The 26871-nt window shown below is 68.2% G+C and carries 21 protein-coding genes and 1 pseudogene; 13 read left to right on the top strand and 9 right to left on the bottom strand.

The features are described 5' to 3' along the window. Window positions 1-37: 37 nt before the first annotated feature. Window positions 38-1015: a threonine ammonia-lyase gene (locus tag ACW175_RS19815; RefSeq protein ID WP_492101683.1), complete on the bottom strand. Its 978-nt coding sequence runs from the start codon at window positions 1013-1015 to the stop codon at window positions 38-40. A gap of 144 nt (window positions 1016-1159) precedes the next feature. Between ACW175_RS19815 and ACW175_RS19810 the strand changes: the two genes are divergently transcribed. The 3 genes from ACW175_RS19810 to ACW175_RS19800 all read left to right on the top strand — a co-directional run bounded on the left by ACW175_RS19810 (window position 1160) and on the right by ACW175_RS19800 (window position 5055). Then, window positions 1160-1768 (top strand): acyloxyacyl hydrolase, encoded by a 609-nt coding sequence (locus tag ACW175_RS19810; protein WP_492101682.1) that lies wholly within the window; start codon window positions 1160-1162, stop codon window positions 1766-1768. Between the two features lie 135 nt (window positions 1769-1903). Then, window positions 1904-3190, top strand: a complete 1287-nt coding sequence (locus ACW175_RS19805; RefSeq protein WP_492101681.1) for an adenylosuccinate synthase — start codon at window positions 1904-1906, stop codon at window positions 3188-3190. Window positions 3191-3384: 194 nt separating this feature from the next. Then, window positions 3385-5055, top strand: coding sequence for an ATP-binding protein (locus ACW175_RS19800; RefSeq protein ID WP_492101680.1), 1671 nt, complete (start codon window positions 3385-3387; stop codon window positions 5053-5055). 105 nt (window positions 5056-5160) lie between these two features. Here the strand turns inward: ACW175_RS19800 and ACW175_RS19795 are convergent, their stop codons facing one another. Then, window positions 5161-6054, bottom strand: coding sequence for a LysR family transcriptional regulator (locus ACW175_RS19795; RefSeq protein WP_492101679.1), 894 nt, complete (start codon window positions 6052-6054; stop codon window positions 5161-5163). A 106-nt stretch (window positions 6055-6160) separates the two neighbouring features. On the opposite strand from ACW175_RS19795, the gene ACW175_RS19790 reads away from it, so the two are divergent. The 5 genes and pseudogenes from ACW175_RS19790 to ACW175_RS19770 form a co-directional block, all read left to right on the top strand. Continuing rightward, window positions 6161-7030 carry an SDR family oxidoreductase gene (locus ACW175_RS19790; protein WP_492101678.1) on the top strand — a complete coding sequence of 290 codons (870 nt, stop codon included), beginning with the start codon at window positions 6161-6163 and terminating at the stop codon, window positions 7028-7030. 205 nt (window positions 7031-7235) lie between these two features. Next, the gene (locus ACW175_RS19785; protein WP_492105011.1) at window positions 7236-8336 is read left to right on the top strand and encodes a hypothetical protein; all 1101 of its coding nucleotides are present in this window, start codon (window positions 7236-7238) and stop codon (window positions 8334-8336) included. 172 nt (window positions 8337-8508) lie between these two features. Beyond that, window positions 8509-9255 carry a response regulator gene (locus tag ACW175_RS19780; RefSeq protein WP_492105010.1) on the top strand — a complete coding sequence of 249 codons (747 nt, stop codon included), beginning with the start codon at window positions 8509-8511 and terminating at the stop codon, window positions 9253-9255. Between the two features lie 215 nt (window positions 9256-9470). Continuing rightward, a complete protein-coding gene (locus ACW175_RS19775; protein ID WP_492101677.1) occupies window positions 9471-12188 on the top strand; it encodes a TonB-dependent receptor in 2718 nt (905 codons plus the stop codon). A 56-nt stretch (window positions 12189-12244) separates the two neighbouring features. Further along, window positions 12245-12360, top strand: a pseudogene (locus ACW175_RS19770) (hypothetical protein); the annotation flags it as partial. Between the two features lie 5 nt (window positions 12361-12365). Here ACW175_RS19770 and ACW175_RS19765 read toward each other — a convergent pair. From ACW175_RS19765 to rpoH, 3 genes are all read right to left on the bottom strand, one after another. Continuing rightward, window positions 12366-13097, bottom strand: a complete 732-nt coding sequence (locus tag ACW175_RS19765) for an alpha/beta fold hydrolase (protein ID WP_492101676.1) — start codon at window positions 13095-13097, stop codon at window positions 12366-12368. A gap of 85 nt (window positions 13098-13182) precedes the next feature. Further along, the gene (gene mrdA, locus ACW175_RS19760; RefSeq protein ID WP_492101675.1) at window positions 13183-15156 is read right to left on the bottom strand and encodes a penicillin-binding protein 2; all 1974 of its coding nucleotides are present in this window, start codon (window positions 15154-15156) and stop codon (window positions 13183-13185) included. Window positions 15157-15326: 170 nt separating this feature from the next. Then, a complete protein-coding gene (gene rpoH / locus ACW175_RS19755) occupies window positions 15327-16223 on the bottom strand; it encodes an RNA polymerase sigma factor RpoH (protein ID WP_099575897.1) in 897 nt (298 codons plus the stop codon). Window positions 16224-16432: 209 nt separating this feature from the next. On the opposite strand from rpoH, the gene ACW175_RS19750 reads away from it, so the two are divergent. Further along, window positions 16433-16792, top strand: a complete 360-nt coding sequence (locus tag ACW175_RS19750) for a phage holin family protein (RefSeq protein ID WP_492101674.1) — start codon at window positions 16433-16435, stop codon at window positions 16790-16792. Between the two features lie 235 nt (window positions 16793-17027). Then, window positions 17028-19253 (top strand): putative bifunctional diguanylate cyclase/phosphodiesterase, encoded by a 2226-nt coding sequence (locus tag ACW175_RS19745; RefSeq protein WP_492101673.1) that lies wholly within the window; start codon window positions 17028-17030, stop codon window positions 19251-19253. A 57-nt stretch (window positions 19254-19310) separates the two neighbouring features. On the opposite strand, the gene ACW175_RS19740 is transcribed toward ACW175_RS19745, so the two are convergent. The 3 genes from ACW175_RS19740 to ACW175_RS19730 form a co-directional block, all read right to left on the bottom strand. Continuing rightward, the gene (locus ACW175_RS19740) at window positions 19311-20330 is read right to left on the bottom strand and encodes a threonine aldolase family protein (protein WP_492101672.1); all 1020 of its coding nucleotides are present in this window, start codon (window positions 20328-20330) and stop codon (window positions 19311-19313) included. A gap of 184 nt (window positions 20331-20514) precedes the next feature. Beyond that, window positions 20515-21654, bottom strand: coding sequence for an epoxide hydrolase family protein (locus tag ACW175_RS19735; protein ID WP_492101671.1), 1140 nt, complete (start codon window positions 21652-21654; stop codon window positions 20515-20517). Between the two features lie 61 nt (window positions 21655-21715). Continuing rightward, window positions 21716-22615 carry an EamA family transporter gene (locus tag ACW175_RS19730; RefSeq protein WP_492101670.1) on the bottom strand — a complete coding sequence of 300 codons (900 nt, stop codon included), beginning with the start codon at window positions 22613-22615 and terminating at the stop codon, window positions 21716-21718. 186 nt (window positions 22616-22801) lie between these two features. Here ACW175_RS19730 and ACW175_RS19725 point away from each other — a divergent pair, with 186 nt between their 5' ends. Next, the gene (locus ACW175_RS19725) at window positions 22802-23857 is read left to right on the top strand and encodes a DUF2855 family protein (RefSeq protein ID WP_492101669.1); all 1056 of its coding nucleotides are present in this window, start codon (window positions 22802-22804) and stop codon (window positions 23855-23857) included. Window positions 23858-24019: 162 nt separating this feature from the next. Here the strand turns inward: ACW175_RS19725 and ACW175_RS19720 are convergent, their stop codons facing one another. Next, window positions 24020-24724, bottom strand: coding sequence for an ArsR/SmtB family transcription factor (locus ACW175_RS19720; RefSeq protein ID WP_492101668.1), 705 nt, complete (start codon window positions 24722-24724; stop codon window positions 24020-24022). Window positions 24725-24797: 73 nt separating this feature from the next. Here ACW175_RS19720 and ACW175_RS19715 point away from each other — a divergent pair, with 73 nt between their 5' ends. Together ACW175_RS19715 and ACW175_RS19710 are read left to right on the top strand one after the other, a co-directional pair. Beyond that, window positions 24798-26165: an MFS transporter gene (locus ACW175_RS19715; RefSeq protein WP_492101667.1), complete on the top strand. Its 1368-nt coding sequence runs from the start codon at window positions 24798-24800 to the stop codon at window positions 26163-26165. A 63-nt stretch (window positions 26166-26228) separates the two neighbouring features. Further along, a complete protein-coding gene (locus tag ACW175_RS19710) occupies window positions 26229-26828 on the top strand; it encodes a methyltransferase domain-containing protein (RefSeq protein ID WP_492101666.1) in 600 nt (199 codons plus the stop codon). Window positions 26829-26871 lie beyond the last annotated feature (43 nt).

Below are 26871 nucleotides of genomic sequence, written 5' to 3'. Positions count from 1 at the left end.
CTCTACGAGGCTTCCGGGATGACAAGGATTTTGTGAGCTAAATCTCACCCCGCAGGATGCTCGCGAACAACCCCGGATCGACGTTTCCGCCGGACAGCACGATCGCGGCTGTCCGACCCTTCAGGTCCACCTTGCCGGTCAGGGCCGCCGTCAGCGCCACGCAGCCGCCCGGCTCGACCACCAGCTTCAGGGTCGAGAACGCATATCGCATCGCCTCGGCGACCTCGGCGTCGGTGACCGCGACGATGCCGGAGAGGTTTCGCTGGTTGATCGGCCAGGTCAGCTCGCCGGGGATCGGGGTCAGCAGGGCGTCGCAGATCGAGCGGGCGTCCTTGTCGATCGTCTCGCGCCGGCCGCTTTCCAGCGAGCGGCGGGTCTCGTCGAAGCCGGCGGGTTCGACGCCCCAGACCTCGGTGGCGGGGGAGAGGGCCTTCACCGCCGTCGAGGTTCCGGCGATCAGGCCGCCGCCGCCCACGCAGCAGACCAACGTATCGAGCCGGGCGCCCAGCGCGGCGGCCTGCTCGACGATCTCGAGCCCCAGCGTGCCCTGGCCGGCGATGATGTGCGGATCGTCGTAGGACGGCACGACCGTGCAGCCGCGTTCGGCGGCGATCTGGTCGGCGATGGCGACCCGGTCCTCGGTGAAGCGGTCGTAGAAGCGGATCTCGGCCCCGAAGCCCCGGGTCCCCTCGATCTTCACGGCCGGCGAGTCCGACGGCATGACGATCAGGGCCGGGATCTCCAGCAGCTGGGCCGCCAGGGCGACGCCCTGGGCGTGGTTGCCGGACGAGAAGGCCACGACGCCCCGCGCCTTCTCGGCGTCGTTCAGCTGGCTGAGTCGGTTATAGGCGCCCCGGAACTTGAAGGCCCCGGCCCGCTGCAGGGTCTCGGGCTTCAGGAAGATCCGCCCGCCCAGGCGCGCGTTCAGCGCGGGGCTCTCGATCAGCGGCGTTTCGACGGCCAGGCCCTTCAGGCGTCGGGCGGCGGCTTGGATGTCGGCGAGGGAGATGGTCATGCCCCCAGGTTTAGGGGTTGCGGCGGCGCTTTTGAAGCACCGCCGCCGCATGGGGGCAAAACCGTTCAAGGAGGGGGCTGAAACAGTTTGCGACCTTCGCCGTTCAATCCATATAGGGATGGGCTGACTGTTCAGGACGACTCGATGAAGACCGCCATGTTCGCCGCCGCGGCTGCTGTCGCGCTGGGGTGCGCCGCCCCCGCCATGGCCGAAGAGGCTTTCGTCGGGGTCTACAAGCACGACGTGACCTTCATCGGCAACGTCGTCGGCCTGGGCGCGGCCGGGCGCGAGGATGGCGCCGACATCCATCTGGGCTACCGCACCGACAAGCTGGAAAACCTGCATTGGCTGGGCAAGCCTCAGGTCCACGCCATGGTGTCGATCAACACCAAGAACACCTCGAACTTCGTGGCCGCCGGCTTCGACTGGAAGATCGAGCTGGGCCAACCCGGGGGCTTCTATTTCCGGCCCGGGATCGGCCTGGCCTATACCGACGGCAAGGCTGGCCTGCCGCCCGCCAACGCGCCAGGCCTGACCCAGGCCGAGCGCGATCGCCGGACCTATCTTTACTACCACCGCATCGATTTCGGCTCGCACGTGCTGTTCGAGCCGGAGCTGGCCCTGGGCTACCAGGTCAGCGACAAGGTGTCGGTGGAGCTTTCCTACACCCACCTGTCGAACGGCCAGATCTTCCACCAGGGCAAGAACCAGGGGCTTGACGACGCGGGGGTCCGGCTGGTTTACGCCTTCTGACGTCGCGCCGAGCCGATTTGACGGTTCGCGCGATGGCGCCGCTAGCGCCGCCCAGAATTGAATAAACGTCAGCGGCCGAGTCCTGTCGAAGGGCCGCGTGACGTCACCGGGCAGGTGACAAGGCATATCTCTATCATGGCCAATGTGACCGTCGTCGGCGCCCAGTGGGGCGATGAAGGCAAGGGCAAGATCGTCGACTGGCTCAGCAACCGGGCCGATGTCGTCGTGCGCTTCCAGGGCGGCCACAACGCCGGCCACACGCTGGTGGTGGACGGCAAGGTCTACAAGCTGGCCCTGCTGCCGTCGGGCGTCGTGCAGGGCAAGCTGTCGGTGATCGGCAATGGCGTCGTCGTCGATCCCTGGCACCTGCTGGGCGAGATCGACAAGATCGCCGACCAGGGCGTCAACATCACGCCCGAGCTGCTGATCCTGGCCGACAACGCTTGCCTGATCCTGCCGCTGCACCGGGACCTGGACCAGGCCCGCGAGGCCGCCTCGACCCAGAAGATCGGCACCACCGGCCGCGGCATCGGCCCCGCCTATGAGGACAAGGTCGGCCGCCGCGCCATCCGTGTCGCCGACCTGGCCGATCCGGAAGCCCTGAAGCCGAAGATCGAGCGTCTGCTCAGCCACCACGGCGCCCTGCGTCGCGGGCTGAACCTGCCCGAAGCCTCCGCCCAGGAGCTGTTCGACGCCCTGATGGAACTGGCCCCGCGCATCCTGCCCTACGCCCAGCCGGCGTGGCGGGTGCTGGACCAGGCCCACAAGGCCGGCCGCCGCATCCTGTTCGAGGGCGCGCAAGGCTCGCTGCTGGACGTCGACCACGGCACCTATCCGTTCGTCACCTCGTCCAACACCGCCGCCGGCCAGGCCTCGGCCGGCTCGGGCATGGGTCCGTCGGCGACCGGTTTCGTGCTGGGCATCGTCAAGGCCTACACCACCCGCGTGGGCGAAGGGCCGTTCCCGGCCGAGCTGTTCGACGACGTTGGCAAGCACCTGTCGACCGTCGGCCGCGAGGTCGGGGTCAACACCGGCCGCGCCCGCCGCTGCGGCTGGTTCGACTCGGTTCTGGTGCGCCAGTCGGTGGCCATCAACGGCATCCACGGCGTGGCCCTGACCAAGCTGGACGTGCTGGACGGCCTGGAGACCCTGAAGATCTGCGTCGGCTACAGGATCGGCGACAAGGTTCTCGACTACCTGCCCGCCGGCCTGCGCGATCAGGCCGCCGCCACGCCGGTGTACGAGGAGATCGCCGGCTGGACGGAAAGCACCGCCGGCGCCCGCTCGTTCAAGGACCTCAACGCCAACGCCATCAAGTATGTGCGCCGCGTCGAGGAACTGATCGGCGCGCCCGTGGCCCTGCTGTCGACTAGCCCCGAGCGCGACGACACCATCCTGATGCGAGACCCCTTCCTGGGTTGATCGCTCTCCCGGGCCGACCCCAAGGGCGCCGCTCCATACCCGGAACGCGGCGCCCGAAATGGTGTAGCGCCCCGTCGCTCAGTAAATGCTTGTGAACCTTGTTCGTCGAAAGTCCCCCGGAGAATCACCGCGAAAGGGTGGCTGTGGGGCTGCGCGAGTTTCTTGAGGACGGACAGGAAGGCGCGACGCTCGTCATGAGCCAGCGCAGCCGGGTCGCGCGCCTGTCCGTCGTCGCCTTGGTCGGCGGCCTGCTCGCGTTCAATTTTGGCCTGACCCCCGTCCTTCTATGGGGTGGGGCGCATCTTCTCCTGGAAAGCTGGCTGATCTACATCCAGCGGACGTTCAAGCCGCGTGAGCGCGGTCGGACCGCCTTGCTGAGGCGGGTGGGACCGCCAGCCGCCTTCACCGCGGTCTGGTCGATCATGGCCTGCTGGAGCGCGCTCCACGGACCGATGTCGATGCGCTTCGCGGCCCTGATCATTCTGTTCGGGATCATCGTCGAAGGCCTGAAGTACGCCACGGTCAGCTGGTCCGCCATGCTGACCTTTCTGCCGGCCCCGATCCTCGCCCTGATCCTGGCGCCGTTGCTGGCCCCACGATTCACGGTCTGGGACAAGGTCGTGGCCCTGGCGACCGTCGCGGGTCTGCTGGGCTACGCCTTCGACGCCGTGCGCGTCATGCGAAGCTCGGCCAAGGCTCGGGAACGGGCCGAGGCCCAGGCGCTGGACGCTAGTCGCGCCAAGTCGGCCTTCCTGGCCATGATGAGTCACGAGCTGCGCACGCCGATGAACGGGGTGCTGGGTCTGGCCCACGCCTTGCGCGGCACCGACCTCGACGCTCGCCAGGCGGAGTATCTTGACGCGATCGAGCAGTCGAGCCACGGCCTGATGACCATTCTCAACGACATCCTCGATCTGTCGAAGGTCGAGGCCGGCAAGCTGACCCTCGTCGTCGCGCCTTTCGACATCCGCAAGTCGGTTTCCCAGATCCGTCTGGTCTGGCGCGAGACCGCGCTGTTGAAGGGCGTCGAGCTGGCCGTCGAGATCAATCCGGCGACGCCGGCCTGGTTGGCGGGTGACGACATCCGCGTACGCCAGATCCTGCGCAATCTGATTTCCAACGCCCTGAAGTTCACCGACGCCGGCCGGGTCGTCATCCGCGTCGCGCCGAATGGCGCGGGCGACGGGATCGCCGTGTCCGTGTCCGACACCGGCGTGGGCATGGACGCCGAGCAGGTCGCCAAGCTCTTCACCCCGTTCGTCCAGGGCGACCGCACGACCGCCCGCCGGTTCGCCGGCACCGGCCTGGGCCTGGCGATCTGTCGACGTCTGGCCGAGCAGATGGGGGGCGAGATCGACGTGGAGAGCACGCTGGGCGAGGGGTCGACCTTCACCGCCCGCCTGCCGCTGCCCGCCGCCGCGGCGCCGGGGGACGCCTCGAATGACGCCGCCGCCGACCTGACCGGCGCGCGTGTGCTGGTCGTAGACGACAACGCCGTCAACCGGACCGTGGCCCGCGCCATCCTGGAAGCCGCCGGGGCCCTGGTGGCGACCGCCGCCGACGGCCACACGGCCCTGGCCCGCCTGCGGGTCGAGGACTTCGACGTCGTGCTGATGGATGTTCACATGCCATTGATGGATGGTGTCGAGGCCGTGCGCCGCATCCGGGGGGGCGAGGGCGGCCGTGTCGACGTGCCGGTCGTGGCTCTGACCGCCGACGCCATGGTCGGCGACGCCGAGCGCCTGCTGGCCCAAGGCTTCGACGACGCCCATCCCAAGCCCATCCAGCCCGCCGGCCTGCTGATGATGGTGGCCAGGCTGCGCGGCGCGGCATCGGCGCACGAAGCGCTGAAAGCCGCGAGCTAGAGCATTTTCCGACGAAGTGGATACCGGTTCGTCGTCAGAAAATGCGTCAAAACAAAGAGCTAGAGCATTTCACCGATCCAGGTGGATCGGAAAATGCTCTAGCCTCTATTCCCCGACATAGCGGGCCAATTCTTCCGGCGCGCCGGTGGGGAAGGCCGTCTTCAGGTGCTCCAGGAAGGCGGCGACGCGGGCGCTGAGCAGCCGCCGGGACGGGTACAGCGCCCAGAGCGCGATCTCCGGTCCGGCGACGTCACCCCAAGTCGTGAGCCGGCCGGTGTCAAGGTCGTGACCGACCAGGGAAATGGGCAGGCGCGCGATCCCCACGCCCGCCCGGACCGCGTCGCGGACCATGATCAGCGACGACAGCCGCAGGACGGGCTCGACCGCGATCCGGAGCGGGCCTTGCGAGGTCGCCGTGTCCCAGGTCTCGGCGTCGTCCCCGCCGCCGCGCACGACGGCGCGAACCGGCGCGGCGTTCTGGGGACGAGCGAGGTCGGGATGGGCCACGACCACCAGCCGATCGCGCAGGATGATGCGGCCGATGAGCCCCGCGTCGGGGTTTGGGTTCACCCGGATGACCAGGTCATAGCCCTCCTCGACCATGTCGACCGGACGATCGTCGGTCGTCACCTCCAGCCGCACATCGGGGAAGGCGCCTGCGAATTCGGCTGCCAGCCGGCCCATGGCGGTCTGGGAAAACAGCAGCGGCGCGCTGATCCGAAGGCGGCCGCGCGGCGTCCCGCCGCCCGAGGCGATCGCGGCGGCGGCCTCGTCCAGTTCGGCGAGCAGGGCGCCCGTGCGGGCGAACAGGGCCCGCCCCTCCTCGGTGAGCTTCAGCGTGCGCCCGCCGCGTTCGAACAGGCGCAGGTCGAGGCCGGCTTCCAGGTCGGACACGCGCCGCGACAGCGTGGCCTTGGGCCGACCGGTCTCGCGGGCGGCGCGGCCGAAGCCGCCATGGCGAGCGACCAGGTTGAAATCGGCGAGGGCCAGCAGGTCCATCTGTTCCACCAGTGAGACGGGATGTTCAGATATAGCGACTATTGGTCCGCCTGTGGATCGATCATTTCTGTGGGCGTCAAACGACTTCAACCCTGGAGATTTTCCCATGACCATCCTCGTCACCGGCGCCACCGGCCGCGTCGGTCGCCACGTCGTCCAGCAACTGATCCAGCGCGGCGCCAAGGTCCGCGTCCTGGTTCGCGATCCGGCCAAGGCCGACGTCCCGAACGGGGTCGAGATCGCCAAGGGGGACCTGCTCGACATCGACTCCCTGCGCGCGGCCTTCAAGGGCGTGCGTACGGTGTTCCTGCTCAACGCCGTCGCGGGCGACGAATTCACCCAGGCGCTGATCACCCTGAACATCGCCCGGGAGCGCGGCGTCGAACGGGTCGTCTACCTGTCGGTGCTGCACGCCGATCGCTTCGTGAACGTGCCGCATTTCGCCGTGAAGTTCGGCGCGGAGCGGATGATCGAGCAGATGGGCTTTTCCGCCACGATCCTGCGGCCGGCCTACTTCATCGACAACGACCTGACGATCAAGGACGTGGTCCTGAACCACGGTGTCTATCCGATGCCGGTCGGCGGCAAGGGCGTCGCCATGATCGACGCGCGCGACATCGCCGAGGTCGCCGCGATCGAGCTCATCCGCCACGACCAGGCGCCGGAGAAGCTGCCGGTCGAGACCCTCAACCTGGTCGGCCCCGACACGCTGACGGGGACGGACGTGGCGGCGATCTGGTCCGATGTTCTGGGCCGCCCGGTCGTGTATGGCGGCGATGACCCCAGCGGGTTCGAGCAGACCGCGTCGGCCTTCATGCCCAAGTGGATGGCCTATGAGATGCGCCTGATGGCCGAACGCTTTGTCAGCGACGGCATGATTCCCGAGACTGGCGACGTCGAGCGTCTGACCCGCATCCTGGGTCGCCCGCTGCACGCCTATCGTGACTTCGCGGCTCGTATCGCCGCCACGACCTGACCTCTAGACGCGACATTGGGGGCGTGGAACGTGGGGCGAGGTCTGGAACCTCGTCCCCACTTCCGGTTGCGTGCGGTTGATCGAACGACGTTTGGTTAGCGTTTGTTAGCCACCCCGGGCTTATGACGGATTGTCTACACAAGGGGTTTCCGTGTCCGCACTCGCGCGTCGCCGCCAGCTGAAGCCGATCCACAAGTCCGATCGGATGATGCGCAGCCTGCGCGCCCTGGAGCGCACGGCCTCGACCAGCCGCGTCCTGAACCTGCTGGCCGTCGAAGCCGAGAGCGCGCATCGGCCCGAATACGCCCAGGCGCCGCTGTTCCGGAACCGGACCCTGAACACCGCCATGGTGCTGAAGCACCGCCTGCGCAACGACGACATCTACCTGTTCGACGAAGCCCGGCCGACGGCGACCAAGATCATCATCCCGTTCGACCGCAAGGACCTGGGCCTGGGCGGCCAGTCGGTGTTCGTGGGTCAGCGCGGCTGGGCCGACCTGGTGGTCGAGGCCTGCAACGCCTCGGGCGACATGAGCCGCGATCTGGCCACCCTGCGCCTGATCGACATGCTGCCGTCGCTGGATCCGTTCCTGTTGCGCGAGCATCTGCGCCGCCACGGCGTGCTGGTCGCCAACTGCTATTTCGCCCTGTCGATGGCCGACTACGAGAACATGCAGGGTTTCGTGACCATGGAAATCTCGCGGCTGATCGAGCTGGCCTATCGCGGATCCGGCGGCGCCGGCGTCGGTCGCGCCCACGCCGCGCGCCTGGTCGAGGCCCTGCTGTCGACCGACGTCGACGAGCGCCTCGAGCCGCTGCGCGACACCCTCGTCATGGAGGGCGAGAGCTTCAAGGAAGGCGTCTTCAGCTGGAAGGGCTTTCTCTACTACAAGTGGATGCTGACCAAGCTGTGGCCGCAGCTGACCACGGTGGGCCAGGAGATCGGCCGCCTGATCGTCACCGGCAACCGGGACGCCGAGACCGCCAAGTTCCTCGACGATTCCCGCCGCCGCCTGCAGGGCGCGGTGCTGATCGAGCGTTCGGCGATCATGCGCACGCTGAAGGTCTATGACGACGCGTTCGAGGACCTGATCGAGAATGGCCGGCCCACCGCCTTCCGCGACTTCCTGCTGCGGGCGCCGGAAATGTTCCTGTCGCTGGGCGAGCGGGTGGGGGTGATCTCCCACATCTCGAGCTACTGGCGTTACCGCTTCCCGCAGAGTGAGCCGCTGACGATCGACGTCGAGGAGGCCATCGATATCCTGGTGGACTTCGAGGCTGGCCTGTCGGTGCCGCTGGCCATCTAGGGGCGCCCGCCGGCGGGGCGTGGCGAACCGATGCGATTGATCGTGATCAATCCTAAGCGGATTTTTACATTCTGGGTCTAACCGTCGATGTCTAGTTTCGAGGAGGCTGTCGTCCGTGTTCGACGGTAACGTCCGCACAATCCAGCGTGTCGCGGCCAAGGTGCAGCGCGTGATGGTCGTCGACCCGAACCCGGCGACGGCGCGCTTGCTGGCCGAACATCTGCGTCCCCTGGGCGGGGTGCAGATCTTCGCCGCCCCGTCGGCGGAGAAGGGCTACGCCATGGCCCGCGCCACCGACCCCCAGCTGATCTTCGTCGAGCACAATCAGGCCGGCGTCGACGGCCTTGCCTTCACCCGCAAGATCCGCCGCAGCGACCTGATGTGCCGCCAGGCCCCGGTGATCATCTGCACGGCCGAAGCCACCGCCGAAGCGATCTTCGGCGCGCGCGACGCCGGCGTGCACGAGTTCATGCGCAAGCCGTTCAATCTGGGCGACCTTGAGCGTCGTCTCGAAGCGGTGACCTTGAAGCCGCGCGACTGGATCGAGGCCGTGGCCTATGTCGGCCCCGACCGCCGCCGCTTCAACTCGGCCGACTACAAGGGTCCGCGCAAGCGCAAGGCCGATGGGGCCGGCACGCCCGCCGCGCGCCTGTCCCAGGCCCTGCGCATCGTCAAGTCCGCCGCCACCGCGCTGGACAGCGATCCGGCCCAAGCCCGCCGCGCTCTGATCGCCCAGGCGGTCGAACTGCGAAAGGTCGGCGAGTTCATCAAGGATAGCCGCCTGATCGAGGCCGCCGCGGCGCTCGAGACCTGCATGGGCGCGGATCTGTCCCGCGGCGCGGCTCGCGGCGAACTGGTCAAGCGTATCGACGCCCTGCTGGGCTTCATGACCGCCGAAAGCGCCGTCCGAGCGGCCTGAGGCCTTTTCCCTTCGACAGGGTAAGCCTCCAATTCAAGGGTGGCGTCCGACGGGCGCCGCCTTTGTTGCTTTCCAGATTGTGGCGGAACCCTGTCAAATTGTGTCGTCATAAAGGCGTCATTGTTTCGTCGCGGAGACGAGACGCCCGGCCGCTAAGGCCTCCCCCCACAGAAGCTCGAAAGTCGCGCGAAGTCGCGGCGGCCCTGGGGGTACTCATGACCATCCGCATCCGAGCGGCGCTGCTGCGCCGCGCAAGCATCCTTTCGCTCATGCTGGTCGCCGTGGCCGGCGTGGCGCGCGCCGACGAAGTCGCCAAGGCCAATGAGGCCGACACCACGGTCAGCGACATCATCATCACCGGCCGCCGCCCGCTGGCGGAGAGCCAGGCCGTGGCTTTGCAGATCCAGAAGAACTCGGACTCGCTGGTCAGCGTGCTGTCGGCCGACGCGGTCGGCGCCCTGCCCGACCAGAACATCGCCTTCGCCGTCGGCCGCCTGCCGGGCGTGGGCGTCGAGCGCGACCAGGGCCAGGCCCGCTATATCAACCTGCGCGGCGCGCCGGTCTACTGGACGACCCTGTCGTTCGACGGTCTGTCCGTGGTCAGCCCCGAAGGCCGCGCCACGCGCTTCGACAACATTCCCTCGGCCATCGCCAGCCAGATCACGGTCGAGAAGGCCATCGTACCGTCGATGCCGGGCGACACCGTCGCGGGCAATGTCGACATTCGCACCCGTCGCGCCTTCGACTACAAGGGCCAGCGGATCACGGGCAAGCTGGGCTGGGGCCGCGTCAAGCTGGGCGGCGGCGACGAGGTCGACAGCAACCTCGTCTATTCGAACGTCTTCGGCGACAAGTTCGGCGTCGTGGCCCAAGGCTCGTACTATTCGCGCGAGATGGCGACCGACAACTGGGAAACCGACCCGTATCTCAGCAACACCGTCGCGCCTGAAAAGCACTTCGCCCGCGAGCACGAGAACAAGCACTATCGCCTGACCCGCAAGAACCTGTCGGCCTCGATCCGGCTGGACTACAAGTTCGACGAGAACAACTCGATCTTCGCCAGCACGATCAACACCTATTATCACGACGACGAACTGCGCGATAACTTCATCTTCCGCCTGGACCAGGGCACGGACGCGGCGGGCGCCGGCTACACCAGCGCCGCCTATATCAACGCCAACAACCCGACCTTCGGCACGAGCTACGGCGCGCGCATCAACGGCCGCATCGACTACCGCAACACCAAGGAAGCCATGTCCACCAACACGGTGGGCGGCGAGCACAGGTGGAACAAGCTCAGCGCCTCGTGGCGGCTGAACTACACCTACACCCAGGACGGCCGCGACACCCCGGTGACCATGGCGTTCCAGAGCCCGTCCAGCTTCTTGGCTCGTCCGACCGTCGAGTACGACTTCCGCAACGGCGACGTGAACACCGTCAAGCTGTTCCAGACCGGCGGTGTGACCGGCGCCCGCACCCGCGGCGCCCAGGTGACCAACATCGAGGACTTCCAGTTCCCGCTGACCAGCGCCGGCAACCTCAAGGGCGGCGACTTCACCAACGCCCTGACCGCCAAGGCCGACTTCGACTATGAGGCCGAGCTGGGCGGCCATGAGACCAAGTTCGAGTTCGGCGGCCTGTGGACCGACCGCACCAAGAAGTCGCGTGAAAGCGCCTTCAGCCAGGCCTTCTCGGGCGCCACCGCCCCGGCCTGGGCGCAGTTCGCCACCAATATCGGCTATCTGGGCAGCCAGAACCTGAACTACACCTTCCGCTACACCGACAAGGACTACACGACCAACTTCGTGAAGGGCCTGGTCACCGCCGGCACCGCGACCAAGACCGACACCACGGCCAACTACTGGCGCGTGGGCGAGACGATCACCGCCGGCTACGCCATGGGCACGACCCGCTTCGACTGGGGCAACGTCGTCTACGGCGTCCGTGTCGAGCACATCGAAAACGAGGGCCAGGCCTATGTCAGCTTCCCGGCCGCGGGCGCGACTCCGGCCGGCGTGCGCCTGGTCAAGGTCAAGAGCGACGACACGCTGTACTACCCCAGCGCCCACCTGAACTGGAACCTGCAGGAAGACCTGAAGCTGCGGGTCGGCGTCACCACCTCGGCCTCGCGCGCCGACTTCGACGACCTGCGCCCGAACTTCACCTTCAGCGACAGCAACCAGACGGTCTCGGGCGGCAATCCCAACGCCAAGCCCGAGCGCCAGGTCGGCCTCGACACCTATCTGGAATGGTACGCCGGCCAGGAGACCTTCGTGTCGGCGGGCTTCTTCTACAAGGACCTGAAGGACGTCCTGGTCCAGACCTCGCGCACGTTCGGCGACACCTCGCTGAACAGCAACGGCGTCGACCGCTCGGGCTATGCCTACAGCAGCATCGCCAACGCCGGCGAAGGTCACCTGCAGGGCGTCGAGCTGTTCTTCAGCGGCACCGCCAAGACCTTCGTCGAGCAGCACAGCCTGCCCGACTGGCTGGGCGGCTTCGGCACGCGCCTGTCGGGCACGTGGACCTCGTCCAAGGTCACCCTGCCGTCGGTCGGCGGCGTGCCGGCCCGCACCATCTCGGTGCTGGGCACCTCGGACGCCGTCTACAACGTCCAGGCCATCTACGAGAAGTACGGCATGACCCTGCGTCTGGCCTACCAGTACCGCACGCCGTGGGGCCAGTCGGTCGGCGCCTATCGCGTCGTCAACGGCGGGACCTATCCCACCGACAACGGCGACATCTTCTGGGACAGCGACGAGGAGATGGACTTCTCGGCCCGCTATCAGGTCAACAAGCACCTCGAAGTGTTCTTCGACGCCAGCAACCTGACCAACCAGGGCGCGCGCCGCTACGGCGACCAGTCGCGCTACCCGATCGAGTTCGAGCGGTTCGGCCGCCGCTATGTCGGCGGGGTGCGCTTCAACTTCTAAGGTCTGGATTTAGGTCCGACCTGCAAGAACCTCCCCGGTCCGTCCGGGGAGGTTTTTTGTTTAGGTTCAATGGCCGGGAAATCCTCGTCCTTCGACAGGCTCAGGATGAGGATTTTGCGCGAACCGGTCTTCCAGTCGTCCTCATCCTGAGCTTGTCGAAGGACGAGGACGGTGTCCTTAGCGCTTGCCGGCGGGGCGCTGCAGCCAATGGCGCAGCGCCCCGTTCACCGGTCCGGGGGCTTCCATCGGCGTCATGTGGCCGGCGTTGGGAATGACCAGCAGGTGCGAACAGCCGATCGCCGCGGCCATGGCGCGGTGGCCCTCGGCCGGGGTGATCTGGTCGTGTTCGCCGACGATGACCACCAGCGGCACGCGCAGGGCCCTCAGCGCCGCCTCGCCGTCCTCGCGCTCCAGGCTGTTCTGGCGCAGGAACACCTCGCGGCCCAGGCGCTGGGTCATGTCGACGATGCGGCCGGTCAGGTCGGCGTCGTCCAGGCGCGAGGCGTCGACATAGCTCTTCATGATCGCCTGGCCGATCCCCAGGAACGTTCCGCCCTTGGCGGCGGCCTTGTTCAGGGCCCGGCGCTGGGCGGCGCGCTCGGGGGTGTCGACGCGGATCGAGGTGTCCAGCAGGGCCAGCCGCTCGATGCGCTCCGGCGCGATCCGGGCGATCTCCTGGGCCACATAGCCGCCCATCGAGAACCCGGCCAGGGCGAAGCTCGGCTCGGCCTTTTCCAGCACGCTCCGCGCCATCTCGCGGATCGTGGCGTAGGGCGTCAGGTCGGGAACCCACGGCCGGGCGACATCTGCAAGCCCGCTGATCTGGTCGCGCCACAGCTCGGCGTCGTTGAGCAGGCCGGGGAGGAGGATCAGCTGGGGGAGGGGAGCGTCGGTCATCCTGGCGTTCATAGCGCCGGACGCGGATCTTCTGAAAGTCTGTTCGGGGGAGGGCGCCTGCTCCCTCCCCCGAAAGGAGAGGGCCGCAGGAGCCCGGTCACCCCTGCGGCAGGTCGTCCTCCGTCGGCGTCGGGGCTTCCGCCGCCTCGTTCTCTTCGGGCTCGAAGGACGGCAGCGGGGTCGGCTGTTCGATGCGCGCGCGGATTTCCGGATCCTTCAGCAGGGCCACGCGCATCACCTCGCGGGCGCGGGGCGCGGCGGCGCTGGAGCCGAACAGGCCGCCGTGCTCGACCAGCACCGACATCGCGTAGCGGGGATTGTCGTAGGGCGCGAAGGCGATGAACAGGTTGTGGTCCTTCAGCCGCCAGGGGACGCCCTGGTTGCTGCGCGATCCGGTCTGGGAATACTGACGGACCTGGGCCGTGCCGGTCTTGCCGGCCATCAGCACGTCGCCAAGCCCAAGCTGGCTCTGCTTGTAGGCGCCGCCCGTGGGGTCGTTGGCCACCGCCGCCATGCCTTCGCGGACGATGGCCAGGTGCTCGGCCGGGATCGGCAGGTCGGCCACGGCGTCGCCGTGCGGCTGGTCGATCCCGCCGATCGACTGGACCAGGCGCGGGTTCAGCGCCCGCTTGCCGTTGGCCAGGCGCGCGCACATCACCGCCAGCTGCAGGGCGTTGACGTTGATATAGCCCTGGCCGATCCCGTAGGGCACGGAGTCGCCGGGATGCCAGGTCGGGTCCTTCTTGAAGGCCTTCTTTTTCCATTCGCGCGAGCCGACCAGGCCCTTGCGCTGGCCGGGAATCCCGAGGTCGAAGGTCTGGCCAAAGCCCATGGCGGTCGCCGTCGTGTGGATCGGGTCCGGCCCGATGCGCAGCGCCATCTGGTAGAAATAGACGTCGCAGGAGTTCTTGATGGCGTCGTGCATGTTCTGCGAACCATGCCCGCCCTTCTTGTGGCAGTGCCAGGTGCGGCCGCCGAAGTACCAGCCGCCCGTGCAGACCACCCGCTCGCTCGGATTAACGCCCGCGCTCAGCGCCGCCAGCGCCACCGTCGGCTTGAAGGTCGAGCCCGGCGGGTAGACGCCGGTCATGGTCTTGTCGAGCAGGGGCTTGCGTTCGTATTCGGCCAGGGCGCGATATTCGGGACCTGACAGGCCCTTGACCAACTGGTTGGCGTCGAAGCTGGGCGCCGACGCCATGCACAGCAGGTCGCCGTTGCGGCAATCGACCATGACGATCGCGCCGCTTTCCTCGCCCATCACCTCCAGGGCGCGGTTCTGGATGTCGGCGTCCAGGGTGAGGCGGATCTCCTTGCCGGCCGTCGCGGGAATGTCGCCGGCCGGATCCAGGCGCACGACGCGCCCCTGGGCGTCGACCTCGGCCTTGGTGGCGCCGGCGCGACCGCGCAAATCCCTGTCGAAGGCCTTTTCCACCCCCTGCTTGCCGATCCGGAAGCCGGGGTTGTGCAGCAGGACCTGATCCTGGGTGCTGTCGCCCTCGGCGGCCTTCAGATCCCGATCCGACGCCTTGGCCACATAGCCGATGACATGGGCGAAGGCGCCGCCGAACGGATAGACCCGCACCTCGCCCATGTCGGCGGTGACGCTCGGCAGTTCCGGCGCGCGAATGTTGACGCGTGAGAACTCCTCCCAGGAGAGGTCCTCCATGACCACGACCGGGGCCTTGCGCGGCGCGCGGTCCAGCTCCTTGAGCACCCGGGCGCGCCGGGCGTCGTCGATCGGCGCCAGCTTGGAGAGGTCGTTCATGACGGCCTCGGCGTCGAGGCCCTTGTCCTTGTTGATGATCAGTCGAAAGTTCGGGCGGTTGGAGGCCAGCGATACGCCGTTGCGGTCCAGGATCACGCCGCGCGGCGGCGGCACCAGTCGGTAGTTGAACTGGTTGCCGGCCGAAAGCTTCTGGTAGCGCTGGGCCTCGACCAGTTGCAGCTGCGCCAGACGACCGCCCAGGGCCAACAGGCCGCCCCCGGTCAGCCCGCCCAACAGGAACGCGCGCCGGTGGAAGACCCCCTGACGCTCATTGACCTCGAAGAAGAAGATTGAAGGTTCGCTCATCTCGACTCAACCGCACCTTGTCGCGACGACATCACACCGCTAGTCGGTCTCAAAGGGCGTTTCGCCGCCAGCGGACGGTTTCTATCAGGCAGCGAGAAACCAGGGCGCGGAACGAAAAAAGGACGCTCAACGAGCGCCCCTTTTCCGTCTCACCGAGGTGAGTTCAAGCCTTACGCATCCACCATGTTCTTGGCGATGGCCGCCTCGCGCATGGTCTTCTGCAGCTTTTCGAACGCCCGGACCTCGATCTGGCGGACGCGCTCGCGGCTGACGCCGTACTGGGCGGCCAGCTCTTCGAGCGTGGTCGGGTCGTCCTTCAGACGGCGTTCCGTGAGGATGTGACGCTCGCGGTCGGTCAGCTCGACCATCGCTTCTTCCAGAAGCGACATCCGCAGCGACTTCTCCTCGTTCTCGGCGACGACGGTCTCTTGCGACACCTGGTCGTCGTCGGCCAGCCAGTCCTGCCACTCGCTTTCGCCGTCCACGCGCAGCGGCGCGTTCAGCGAGGCGTCGGGGCCCGACAGGCGGCGGTTCATCGAGATGACTTCGCTGTCCAGCACGCCCAGCTTGGTGGCGATGTAGCTCACTTGGTCAGGACGCAGGTCGCCTTCCTGGAAGGCGGCGATCTGGCTCTTGGCCTTGCGCAGGTTGAAGAACAGCTTCTTCTGCGCGGCGGTCGTGCCCATCTTCACCAGCGACCACGAGCGCAGGATGTACTCCTGGATCGAGGCGCGGATCCACCACATGGCGTAGGTGGCCAGGCGGAAGCCCTTGTCGGGCTCGAACTTCTTGACCGCCTGCATCAGGCCGACATTACCTTCGGAGATAACCTCGCCGATCGGCAGGCCGTAGCCGCGATAGCCCATGGCGATCTTGGCCACGAGACGCAGGTGCGAGGTCACCATCTTGTGGGCGGCGGCGGAGTCCTGATGCTCTTTCCATCGCTGGGCGAGCATGAACTCCTCGTCCTTGGGAAGCATCGGGAACTTGCGGATCTCGGTGAGATAACGCGACAGGCCGCCGTCCGGCGACATCACCGATAGAGAATTCACGGCCATACTTCTTATATCCCCTTGCGTGCGGATCCGCTGCTCAAGTGCGCGCGATCATCCCTCACACGAGGGACTAGATAGTTCGCGAAGCGGCGGTTGGAAGAGTGGTAACGCATTTGTAATGTCCGAGTTGCCCGCTTGGATATTGTACGAATGCGCCGTGACTTTGACCGGACGCACGATTGGGCCAATCTTTCCCCCGAGTTCAGAGGGAGTCGCGCCGCATGTTCCGTTTCATCTTCCGCATCCTGATCGCCGCCGCCGGTCTGTGGCTGGCCGCGCGCATCGTGCCCGGCGTCACGGCCGACGGCTGGCCCACCCTGCTGATCGCGGGCTTCCTGCTGGGGATCGTCAACGCCATCGTCCGGCCCGTCGTCACCGTCCTGACCTTCCCCCTGACCCTGTTGACCCTGGGCCTGTTCCTGCTGGTGGTGAACGCGGCGATGATCGGGCTGGTGGCCTGGCTGCTGGACGGCCTGGCGGTCCATGGCCTGTTGGCGGGGATCGCGGCGGCGATCGTCACGGGCGTCGTCAGCTGGGTCGGGCAGGTCGCGCTGGGGGATGCGAAGCGGGGGCGAGATTAAGGCCTCGCGAGCCCCTGGGGTGAAGGTCGCGGCCTGTCTGACGGCGGGCCGAGACTTCAGGGATGACGGGCGCCGGGGCCAGGTCTCCATTCAGAGTAGTCAAGCATCGTAAATGCCCCTTCAAACACTGTGACAGCGCCATGAAGTTTTGGCGAAATAGCCGGACTCAAGCGGGGCCATTAGCACGTCGTTAGCTGGAGAAATGGTCATTCCCTCCGCGAGTGGAGGCGTAACCATGTTCACCCTGCGGGATACCGTTTCTTTCCTGACGCCCGCGCGGCGGGACGATATGGGCAAGACCCTGTACGAGCGGTTCCGCGAGGAGCCCGACACCCTGATCGTGCCCGTCGTCGATGCCGACAACCGCCCGATCGGCCTGGTCGAACGCAACGCCTTCTTCCTGCGCATGGCCGCCGAGTACGGCCGCGCCCTATACGCCAACCGCCCGATCTCGACGCTGATGGACCGCGAGCCGCTGCTCGTCGACGCTGACATGGCCCTGGCCGAGTTCACCACCGACAGCCTGTCGTATCGCGCCTCGGACCTGCTGCGCGGCTTCATCGTCACCGAGGGCGGCCGGTATCTGGGCGTCGGCACGGTGCTGGGCCTGCTGCAGGCCGCCAACGAGACCAATCGCCGGGGCGTGGCCGATCTCGCCGCCGCCAAGGCCGATGTCGAGCGCGCCCAGACCTTCATGACGGCCATCGTCGAGGCCATGCCCTCGATGGTGTTCGTCAAGCGCGCCGACGACCACCGTTACGTGCTGCTGAACCGCGCCGGCGAGAAGATGCTGGGCCGGTCCCGCGCCGAGGTGGTCGGCAAGACCGACGCCGACTTCCATGACGCCGAAATGGCCGCCCTCTATGTCGAGCGCGACCGCGAGGTGCTCGAGTCGGGCGAGGTCCGCGTGATCGAGGAGGACCACGTGCCGCGCAAGGACGGCGGCATGGCCATCCTCCGCACCAAGAAGATCGCCCTGCGCAACGCCGAGGGGCAGGCCGAATACCTGCTGGGCGTGTCGGAAGACATCGCCGAACGCAAGCGCGCCGAGGCCCAGATCGCTCGCCTGGCCCACTATGACCCGCTGACCGAGCTGCCCAACCGCGTGTTGTTCCAACGACACCTGTCCGAAGCCCTGGCCCGCCGCGCGCGCAAGGGCGACCAACTGGCCGTGCACTTCATCGACCTGGATCGCTTCAAGACCGTCAATGACACCCTGGGCCACCCGCTGGGCGACGAGCTGCTGCGTGTCGCCGCCGAGCGCCTGCGCGGCTGCGTGCGCGAAGGCGACACCGTGGCCCGCCTTGGCGGCGACGAGTTCGCCGTGGTCCAGACGGGCCTGATGGACATGAAAGGCGCCACGCGCCTGGCCGAGCGCATCGTGGAGGCGATGTCCGCGCCGTTTGATCTGCAAGGCCATCAGGTGGTGATCGGCGCCAGCGTCGGCGTCGCCGCCGCGCCTTCGGACGGCGAGGACGCCGACGAGCTGCTGAAGAAGGCCGACATGGCCCTCTACCGCGCCAAGGCCGATGGTCGCGGCGCCTTCCACTTCTTCGAGCGCGCCATGGACGAGCAGCTTCAGGCCCGGCGGGCGCTGGAACTGGACCTACGCCGGGCTCTGACGGCCGGCGAGTTCGAGCTGTTCTATCAGCCGCTGTACAATCTGGGCGACGAGCGGGTGACGGGCTGCGAGGCCCTGCTGCGCTGGCGCCACCCCGAGCGGGGCATGGTCTCGCCCGCCGACTTCATCCCCCTGGCCGAGGAGATCGGCCTGATCGTCCCGCTGGGCGAGTGGGTGCTGCGCACGGCCTGCGCCGAGGCCGCCCGCTGGCCGGACCATGTGCGCCTGGCGGTGAACCTGTCGCCGGCCCAGTTCCGCGACCGGGGCCTGGTGCGCACCGTCGTCTCGGCCATCGCCGCCTCGGGACTGCCGGCCCAGCGCCTGGAGCTCGAGATCACCGAGTCCGTGCTGCTGCAGGACAGCGCCGCCAACATGACCATGCTGCACGACCTGAAGGCCCTGGGCGTGCGGATCTCGATGGACGACTTCGGCACGGGCTACAGCTCGCTCAGCTACCTGCGCAGCTTCCCGTTCGACAAGATCAAGATCGACCAGACCTTCGTCCGCGACATCCTGGAAGACAGCGACGCCATGGCCATCATCAAGGCCGTGCTGGACCTCGGCTCGTCCATGGGCATCGTCACCACGGCCGAGGGGGTCGAGACCCTGGAGCAGCTGAACGCCCTGCGCGGCCAGGGCTGCGCCGAGATCCAGGGCTATTTCATCAGCCGCCCGGCCCCGGCCAGCGAGATCGCCAAGCTGCTCGGGATCACCGAGACGAGCGCCAGCGCGGCGGCTGAAGCGGCCGCAGCCCCCGTTGTCACCTTCTCCCAGAGGGAGAAGGATGGACCCGCGCCGCAGGCGTGGGGGGATGAGGGGTTGCAACGGTTGACGGTTTAACCCCTCACCCTCCCATCGCTTCGCGACGGGTCCCGCCCTCTCCCTGTGGGAGAGGGTTTACCGAACCCGCTTCAGCGCCGCGCCCAGGTCCTCGACCATTTCCGGCGTGGTCGCCCACGAGCACATGAAGCGCACCGTGCCATCGAGGAAGCGGTAGACGAACCAGCCTTCGCCGCGCAGGCGTTCGAGCGTCGGCTCGTCCATCTCGACGAAGATGCCGTTGGCCTCGACCGGGTGCTTGATCGTGAACGGCATCAGGGCGGCCAGCTTTCGCGCCATGGCGTTGGCGTGGGCGGCGCGGGCGGCCCAGGGACCGGTGGAGCCGTCCTCGCCCAGCAGGCCCAGCCACGGGGCGGCCAGGAAGCGGCCCTTGGAGACCAGTTGGCCCGCGTGCTTCAGCCGCGCGTCCAGGCGGCGGGCGTGGGCTGGGTTGAGGAACACCACGGCCTCGGTCGGGGTCGAGCCCGCCTTGGTGCCGCCCATCACGAGGATGTCGACGCCCCTCTTCGGCACGCTCTTCAGGTCGAAGCCGGCGGCCACGGCGTTGGCAAGGCGCGCGCCGTCCAGGTGGACGCCGTAGCCCTTGGCCTTCACCGGCGCGATCAGGGCGTGCAGATGCTCTTCCGAATAGACCGTGCCGTATTCGGTGGCGGTGGTCAGGGACAGGGCGTTGGCGGGCTGATTGTACGAGACCTCCGGACGGGCGAGCGCGTTTTCCAGGGCGGAGAGCTCGATCTTGCCCGAGGCGCCCGGCAGGCCGATCAGGCCGCCGCCCTGGCTGAAGAAGCCGGGAGCGCCGGTCTCGTCCGTGCGGATGTGGGCGTGCTCATGGGCCAGCACCGCTTCGTGCGGGGCGGCCAGCAGGGTCAGGGCGAAGGCGTTGGCGGCCGTGCCCGAGGCTGTGAACCTGACCTCGGCGTCGGCGTCCAGCAGGGCGCGGATGCGGTCGCCGGCGGCCTTGCTGACGTGGTCGGTGCCGTAGCCCGAGGCCGTCCCGGCATTGGCGGCGACCAGGGCCTCCATGACCTCGGGCATGGCGCCGGCGACGTTGTCGGACGCGAAATCGTAGCGGGCCATGGGCGCACCTTTGAAGAAACTTGAGTGCGGGATGCCATGGCTGAACAGGCTCGTCCAGAAGCTCCCTTCCCCCTTGATGGGGGAAGGGTTGGGTATGGGGGTGATGCTGAGTTGGACGCCGCACTTGGCATCGACCGCCGTGGTCATCCCCACCCCTAGCCCCTCCCCCATCAAGGGGGAGGGGTTAGAGTTCCTGAGCCCAATTTCTCAGATCCTGAACGAACAGTCCCGGCTCCTCCATCGCCGCGAAGTGGCCGCCGCGCGGCTGGTCGGTCCAGCGGGTGATGTTGTAGGCCCGGTCGGCCCACGAGCGGGGCGGGGGCTTGTAGATGCTCTCGCCGGGGAAGTTGGCGAAGGCGGTCGGCGTCTCGCAGCGCTGGCCCTGCGCCAGGACCGGGCCGCCCTCCTCCAGCATCGCCCGGTAGTACCAGGCGCCGGTCGTGAAGGATCCGGTCATCACATAGAGCATCAGATTGGTCAGCAGCTGGTCACGCGTGAACACCTGCTCGAACGGCTTGGTCGACAGATCCGCCCAGTCGTGGAAGCGCTCCAGGATCCAGGCGGCCTGGCCGACGGGGTTGTTGGCGCCAAGCCACGCCACCGACTGCGGCTTGCTGGCCTGCAGCCGGAAATAGGCGCCCCAGAGGTCCATCTGGGCGCCGAAGCCGGTGATCCAGCTTATTTCCTCGGGCGTCGTCGGCGGTCCGGCGGGACGCAGGCCGATCATGTTGAGGTGGATGGCCTTCACATGGGCGGGGTGGTCGAGGCCCAGCCAGGAGGTGACGAGGCCGCCCCAGTCGCCGCCTTGGGCGAGATAGGTCGAATAGCCGAGGACGTCGGTCATCAGCGTGTCGAAGATCCGCGCGGTGGCGCGCTGGCCGAGCGGGCGCTTGGGTTTTCCGGAGAAGCCGAAGCCGGGTAGCGACGGAATGACGAGATCGAAGGCGTCGGCCGGATCGCCGCCGTGGCGCGACGGGAAGGCCAGGGGCTCGATGGCGTCCCAGAACTCGAAGTGACTGCCCGGCCAGCCGTGGCTGATCAGCAGCGGCCGCTTGCCGCCCGCCTCGCCGACCACGTGGACGAAGTGGATGTCGAGGTCCTCGATCGTCGCCGTGAACTGCGGGAAGCGGTTGAGGTTGGCCTGGGCCGCCGCGACGTCGAAGCCGTCGATCCAGTAGGCGCAGAGCTCGCGCAGAAAATCCGCGTCGCAGCCATAGCCCCAGCCGCCGCCTTCCGGGGCGGGCGGGAACTCATAGGCGCGAACCTGGGCGAGGACCTTGTCGATCCGCTCGCGGGTCCAGTTCACCTCGAACGGCGTCACCATGGCGGCCTCCCTGTTTTCAGGGAGGGTCAGGCGGGTGACGCGGGGGAGGTCAATATCCGTTTTAGGTCGCCGCCAGCATCCGCGCGCGCACCTTCGGCCACAGCATGTTCACCGCCAGGCCCGTCAGCACCAGCGCCGCGGCGATCAGCTTCCAGGCCGGCAGACCCTCGCCCAGGATCAGGGCGGAGGCGCTCATGCCGAACACCGGCACCAGCAGGGCCATGGGCGTCACGGTGGCGGCAGGGTGGCGCGCCAGCAGCCAGCCCCAGGCGGCATAGCCGAACATGGTGTTGCCCACGGCCTGCCAGGCCACGGCGAGCCAGGTGCCGAGGCTGGCGCTGGTCACGCCGTGGACGACGGCCGGCCAGCCTTCCAGCCACAGCGACATCAGAAACAGCGGTGGGATCGAGAACAGGCTGGCCCAGACGACATAGCCCAGCATGTTCACCGGCCCGGCCTGGCGCGCGACGATGTTGCCGCCCGACCAGCTGAGCGCCGCCAGCAGGCCCAGCATCACGCCCAGCGGCGTGGCCGCCCCGCCGCCGTGGGCGGCGATCACGACGATGCCGGCGACCGCCAGCAGCAGGGCCGCGACCTGGAAGCCCTGGATCCGCTCCTTGCTGATCCACATGGCCATGCCGATGGTGAAGAACACCTGGGTCTGCAGGATCAGCGAGGCCAGGCCCGGCGAGATGTGGCCCTTCATGGCCACGAACAGCAGGCCGAACTGCCCCGCTCCGATCAGCAGGCCATAGGCCGCGAGGTTCGCCCAGGACACCGCCGGCCGCTTGACGATGAACACCATGGGCACGAGCACCATGCAGAAGCGCAAGGTCGCGAACAGCAGCGGCGGCAGGTGGTTCAGACCGATGCGGATGACCACGAAGTTCGTCCCCCACACCGCCACCACGGCCAGGGCCAGCAGGAAGTGGCGCAAGGGCAGGGGAGCGTTGGCGGTCATGGGGTTCCAATCGCAAGCTGGACTAGACCCGACCTGAACCCTCGCGTCCCGCGTCGCAACGGAAACATTGTCCCGATGACAATCACCGCGCTCCAGAGCGCGCCGTCGTATGTAAGGTCAAACGCACGTTTGACTTGCCGCGCGACCTCCCGCTAACTCCGGTCAAATGAAGCTGGGAGGCCCCACATGGCCTGGGATTTCGTCGTCGCCAAAAGCGACCTGCGCCGCACCGAGTTCCGCGACGCCGCGCCCGCTCCGCTGAACGATGGCGAGGTCCGCCTGGCCATCGAGAGCTTCGCCCTGACGGCCAACAACATCACCTACGCCGTGTTCGGCGAGATGATGAAGTACTGGGACTTCTTCCCCGGTCCGGACGGCTTTGGCCGCGTACCGGTCTGGGGCCACGCCCGGGTCGAGGCTTCGAACCATCCCGACATCGCGGTCGGACAACGGTTCTACGGCTATTGGCCGATGTCGACGCATCTGACGGTGCTGGCCAAGCCGGGCAAGACCGGCTTCACGGACGCCGCCCCGCACCGCCAGCATCTGGCGCTGGTCTACAATCAGTATCAGGCGGTGGGCGAGGACGATGGCCTGGAGGCGCACAAGGCGCTGCTGCAGCCGCTGTTCATCACCTCGTTCCTGATCGAGGACCAGTTCGACGAGAACGGCTTCCACGGCGCGGCCAGCGTGATCCTGTCCAGCGCCTCGTCCAAGACGGCGATCGGCCTGGCGGCGCTGCTGAAGCGGCGCGGCGGGGTGAAGGTCGTGGGCCTGACCTCGCCCCGCAACAAGGCCTTCGTCGAGGGGCTGGGCTTCTACGACCAGGTGGTCCTTTACGACGACCTGGCGACGGCGCCGATCGAGGGGGCGGCGGCGTTCGTCGACTTCGCGGGCGATGCGGCGGTGCTGGCAAGCGTCCACAACCGGTTCGCCGACGATCTTAGGGCCTCGATCCTGGTCGGCGGCACCCACTGGGAGGCGCCGCGCGCCCAAGCCGCTTTGCCCGGCCCGACGCCGGCCTTCTTCTTCGCGCCGGACCGGATCGCCAAGCGCCGGCAGGACTGGGCGCCGGGCGAATTCGAGCGGCGGTATGGCGCGGCGTGGTCCGGCTTCGTGGCGGATGCGCCGCGGTGGTTGAAGGTGGAGGCCGGGCAGGGACGCGAGGCCGTCCAAGCGGCGTACCTGGCGCAGGTTGGCGGCGGCACGCCGGCGGACGTGGGCGTGGTGTTGCGGCCTTAGCAAGCGGCGGATTTGTCTCTCCTCCCCTCTTTGGGGGAGGTGGCGCGGCGCGAATACGCGCCGTGACGGAGGGGGACCGCGCAGGCCCGAGGGCGCTGCGGCTGGCCCCCTCCACCGCCGTTCGGCGGTCCCCCTCCCCCAAGAGGGGGGAGAGGGGTATCCCTAGGCTGCTGCCCGTCCCTCATCCTCCACTCTCACCCCTAGCCGCTCCCGCAACGCCGCACCCCCCTCCGGCGTCACCCGCACCGCCCGGCCCTTGGCCTCCAGCGCCAGCCAGCCGCGCGCGGTCATGGCCTCCAGCAGCTTTACCCCCAGCGGGCCGGCCAGGTGATGCCGCCGCTCGGTCCAGTCCAGGCATTGGCGGGCGACGCCGCGCGGTGAGCGCAGGGCGTCCACGGCGACGCCCAGGTCCTCGAACCAGACCCGGCCCTCCGCCGTGACATCGTAGAGCTTCCCCTCCGCCGGCCGGATCAGGTGGCGGTCGACCAGCGCCTCGCAGACCCTGACGCCCAGGCGCCCGGCCAGGTGGCCGTAGCAGCACCGCGCGTCCCGCAAAGCCCGGGCCTTGGGCGAGCGCGGGATCTCCAGCGAGCGCACCGGCGCGGCCAGCACCGCCAGCGCCTCGATCGCGTGGGCCACCTCGGCGCTGGCCAGGCGATAATAGCGGTGCCGACCCTCGCGCTCGACGGCCAGCAGACCGCCGTCGACCAGCTTGGCCAGGTGGTTGCTGGCCGCTTGGGCGGTGACGCCGGCGGCCCAGGCCAGGGCGCTGGCGGGCTGGGCGCGGCCGTCCTGCAAGGCCTGCAGCATGGCCGCGCGGGTCGGGTCGCCGATCAGGGCGGCGGGGGAGGCGATATTGGCGTCCATGGCGGGCACCTTAGACCGATCTCGGGTGGAATGGTTCATCGGCGCGTGTAGCAATCGGGCGCCGGACCGAGGCATGACGGCGCCCATGAGCACCGCGTCTTCTCCCGCTTCACGCCTACCCCTGATCACGGCCGCCGCCAGCTTCGGCTTCCTGGTCACGCAGTTGGACGTGACCATCGTCAATGTCGCGCTGGACGCCATCGGCACGGCCTTCGACGCCCCGACGGCGCAGCTGCAATGGGTGGTCGACGCCTATGTCCTGGCCCTGGCGGCCATGCTGCTGTCGGCCGGGGCGATCGGCGACCGGGTCGGACCCAAGCGGGCGTTCATGGCGGGCCTGGTGCTGTTCGGCCTCGCCTCGGCCGCCTGCGGCTTCGCGGGAAGTCCGCTGGCCCTGATCCTGGCCCGCGTTGCGCAAGGCGCGGCCGGGGCGCTGCTGATCCCGCCGTCCCTGGCCCTGATCGCCCACGCCGCCCATGGGAATGACCGCAAGCGCGCGGCGGCCGTCGGCTGGTGGACCGCCGCCGGCGGGGTGTCGATCGCCGCCGGGCCTGTGCTGGGCGGGCTGCTGGTCGAGGCGGTCGGCTGGCGCTGGGTGTTCTTCGTCAACCTGCCGCTCTGCCTGATCGGCGCGGTGCTGACCCAGGTCGTGGCGCCGGCGACGCCGCCCAAGCCGAAGGTCCCGTTCGATATCCCTGGCCAGGTCCTGGCCGTCGCCGCCGTGACCCTGCTGGTGGGCGGGCTGATCGAGGGCGGACATCTCGGCTGGAACGGCGCGCCTCTGGCGGCCCTGGTCATGGGTGTGTTGTTGGCCGTCGCCTTCGTGCTGGTCGAGCGCCGCGCCAGGCATCCGGCCATGCCGCTGGCCGCCTTCCGCAAGCGTCCGGCCTGGACGGCGGTGGCGGTCGGATCGGCGCTGAACTTCACCTACTACGGCCTGATCTTCGTGCTGGGCCTCTACATGCTGCGGACCCTGCACTGGGCACCGGGCGGGGCCGGGATCGCCTTCCTGCCGCTGACGGCGACCTTCGTGCTGTCCAACCTCGTCAGCGGCGGCCTGGTGGCGCGGCTGGGGGCGCGAACGGTGACGACGGGCGGCGTGCTGATCGCCGCCTGCGGCTACGCCCTGACCGCCCGGCTGGGCGCGGACAGCGGCCTGCTGGAGATGCTGCCCGGCTTCGCCCTGATCCCCGGCGGCATGGGCCTGGCCATTCCGGCCCTGACCAGCGGCCTGCTGGCCAGCGTCGACCGCCACGACGCCGGCGCGGCTTCCGGAACGCTCAACGCCTGCCGCCAGGTCGGCGGCGCGGCCGGCGTGGCGATCTTCGGGGCCCTGGCCAGCGCGGACATCGTCTGGGGGCTCAGGATCTCGAGCGTCGTGGCGGCGGCTCTGCTGGTCGCGGCCAGCGCCCTGACGGCTCGCGTCGAAAGGGCGGCTTGACCTCAAGGCGGGGTTCGCCGCCTGCTGGCGGTCCGGCGAATCCCGCCCGGCCAAGGCTCAGCGATGCACGAATCCAGCAAGTCCGTCTTCCACAAGATCAAGGATTCGCGCTACGCGACCCGCTACATCGTCGGCGACGGGATCGACATCGGGGCCGGCGAGGATTCGATCGGCCAGTACTACGAATTCTTCCCGCTGATGAAATCGTGCCGAGGCTGGGACCTGCCGGACGGCGACGCCCAACTGATGGCCAGCGTGCCGGACGCGACCTTCGACTTCGTCCACTCGTCGCACTGCCTGGAACACATGCGCGATCCCGGGGAAGCGCTCGAGAACTGGCTGAGGATCCTAAAGCCCGGCGGCCACCTGGTGTGCCTGATCCCCGACGAGGATCTCTATGAGCAGGGGGTGTTCCCCTCGACATTCAACACCGACCACAAGCACACCTTCACGATCTTCAAGAAGGCCTCCTGGTCCAGCGCCAGCATCAACCTGACGGAGCTGCTGGCCAGCCTGTCGGCCAATGTCGAGATCAAGAAGATCGAACTGATGGACGCCACCTTCCGCTACGACTTCAACCAGCGGATCGGCGTGGACCGCTTCGACCAGACCCGCACGGCGGTCGGCGAGTGCGCGATCGAGTTCGTGCTGAAGAAGCTCTAAAAGGAGCTCCCTTCCCCATCCGCCGACGGGAGGGCTCAAAGCA

It is taken from the genome of Caulobacter sp. FV1ye6ST, from assembly GCF_058681225.1.
Note: the sequence above shows the minus strand (reverse complement) of the source record. Positions and strands in the feature narration are given on the sequence as shown.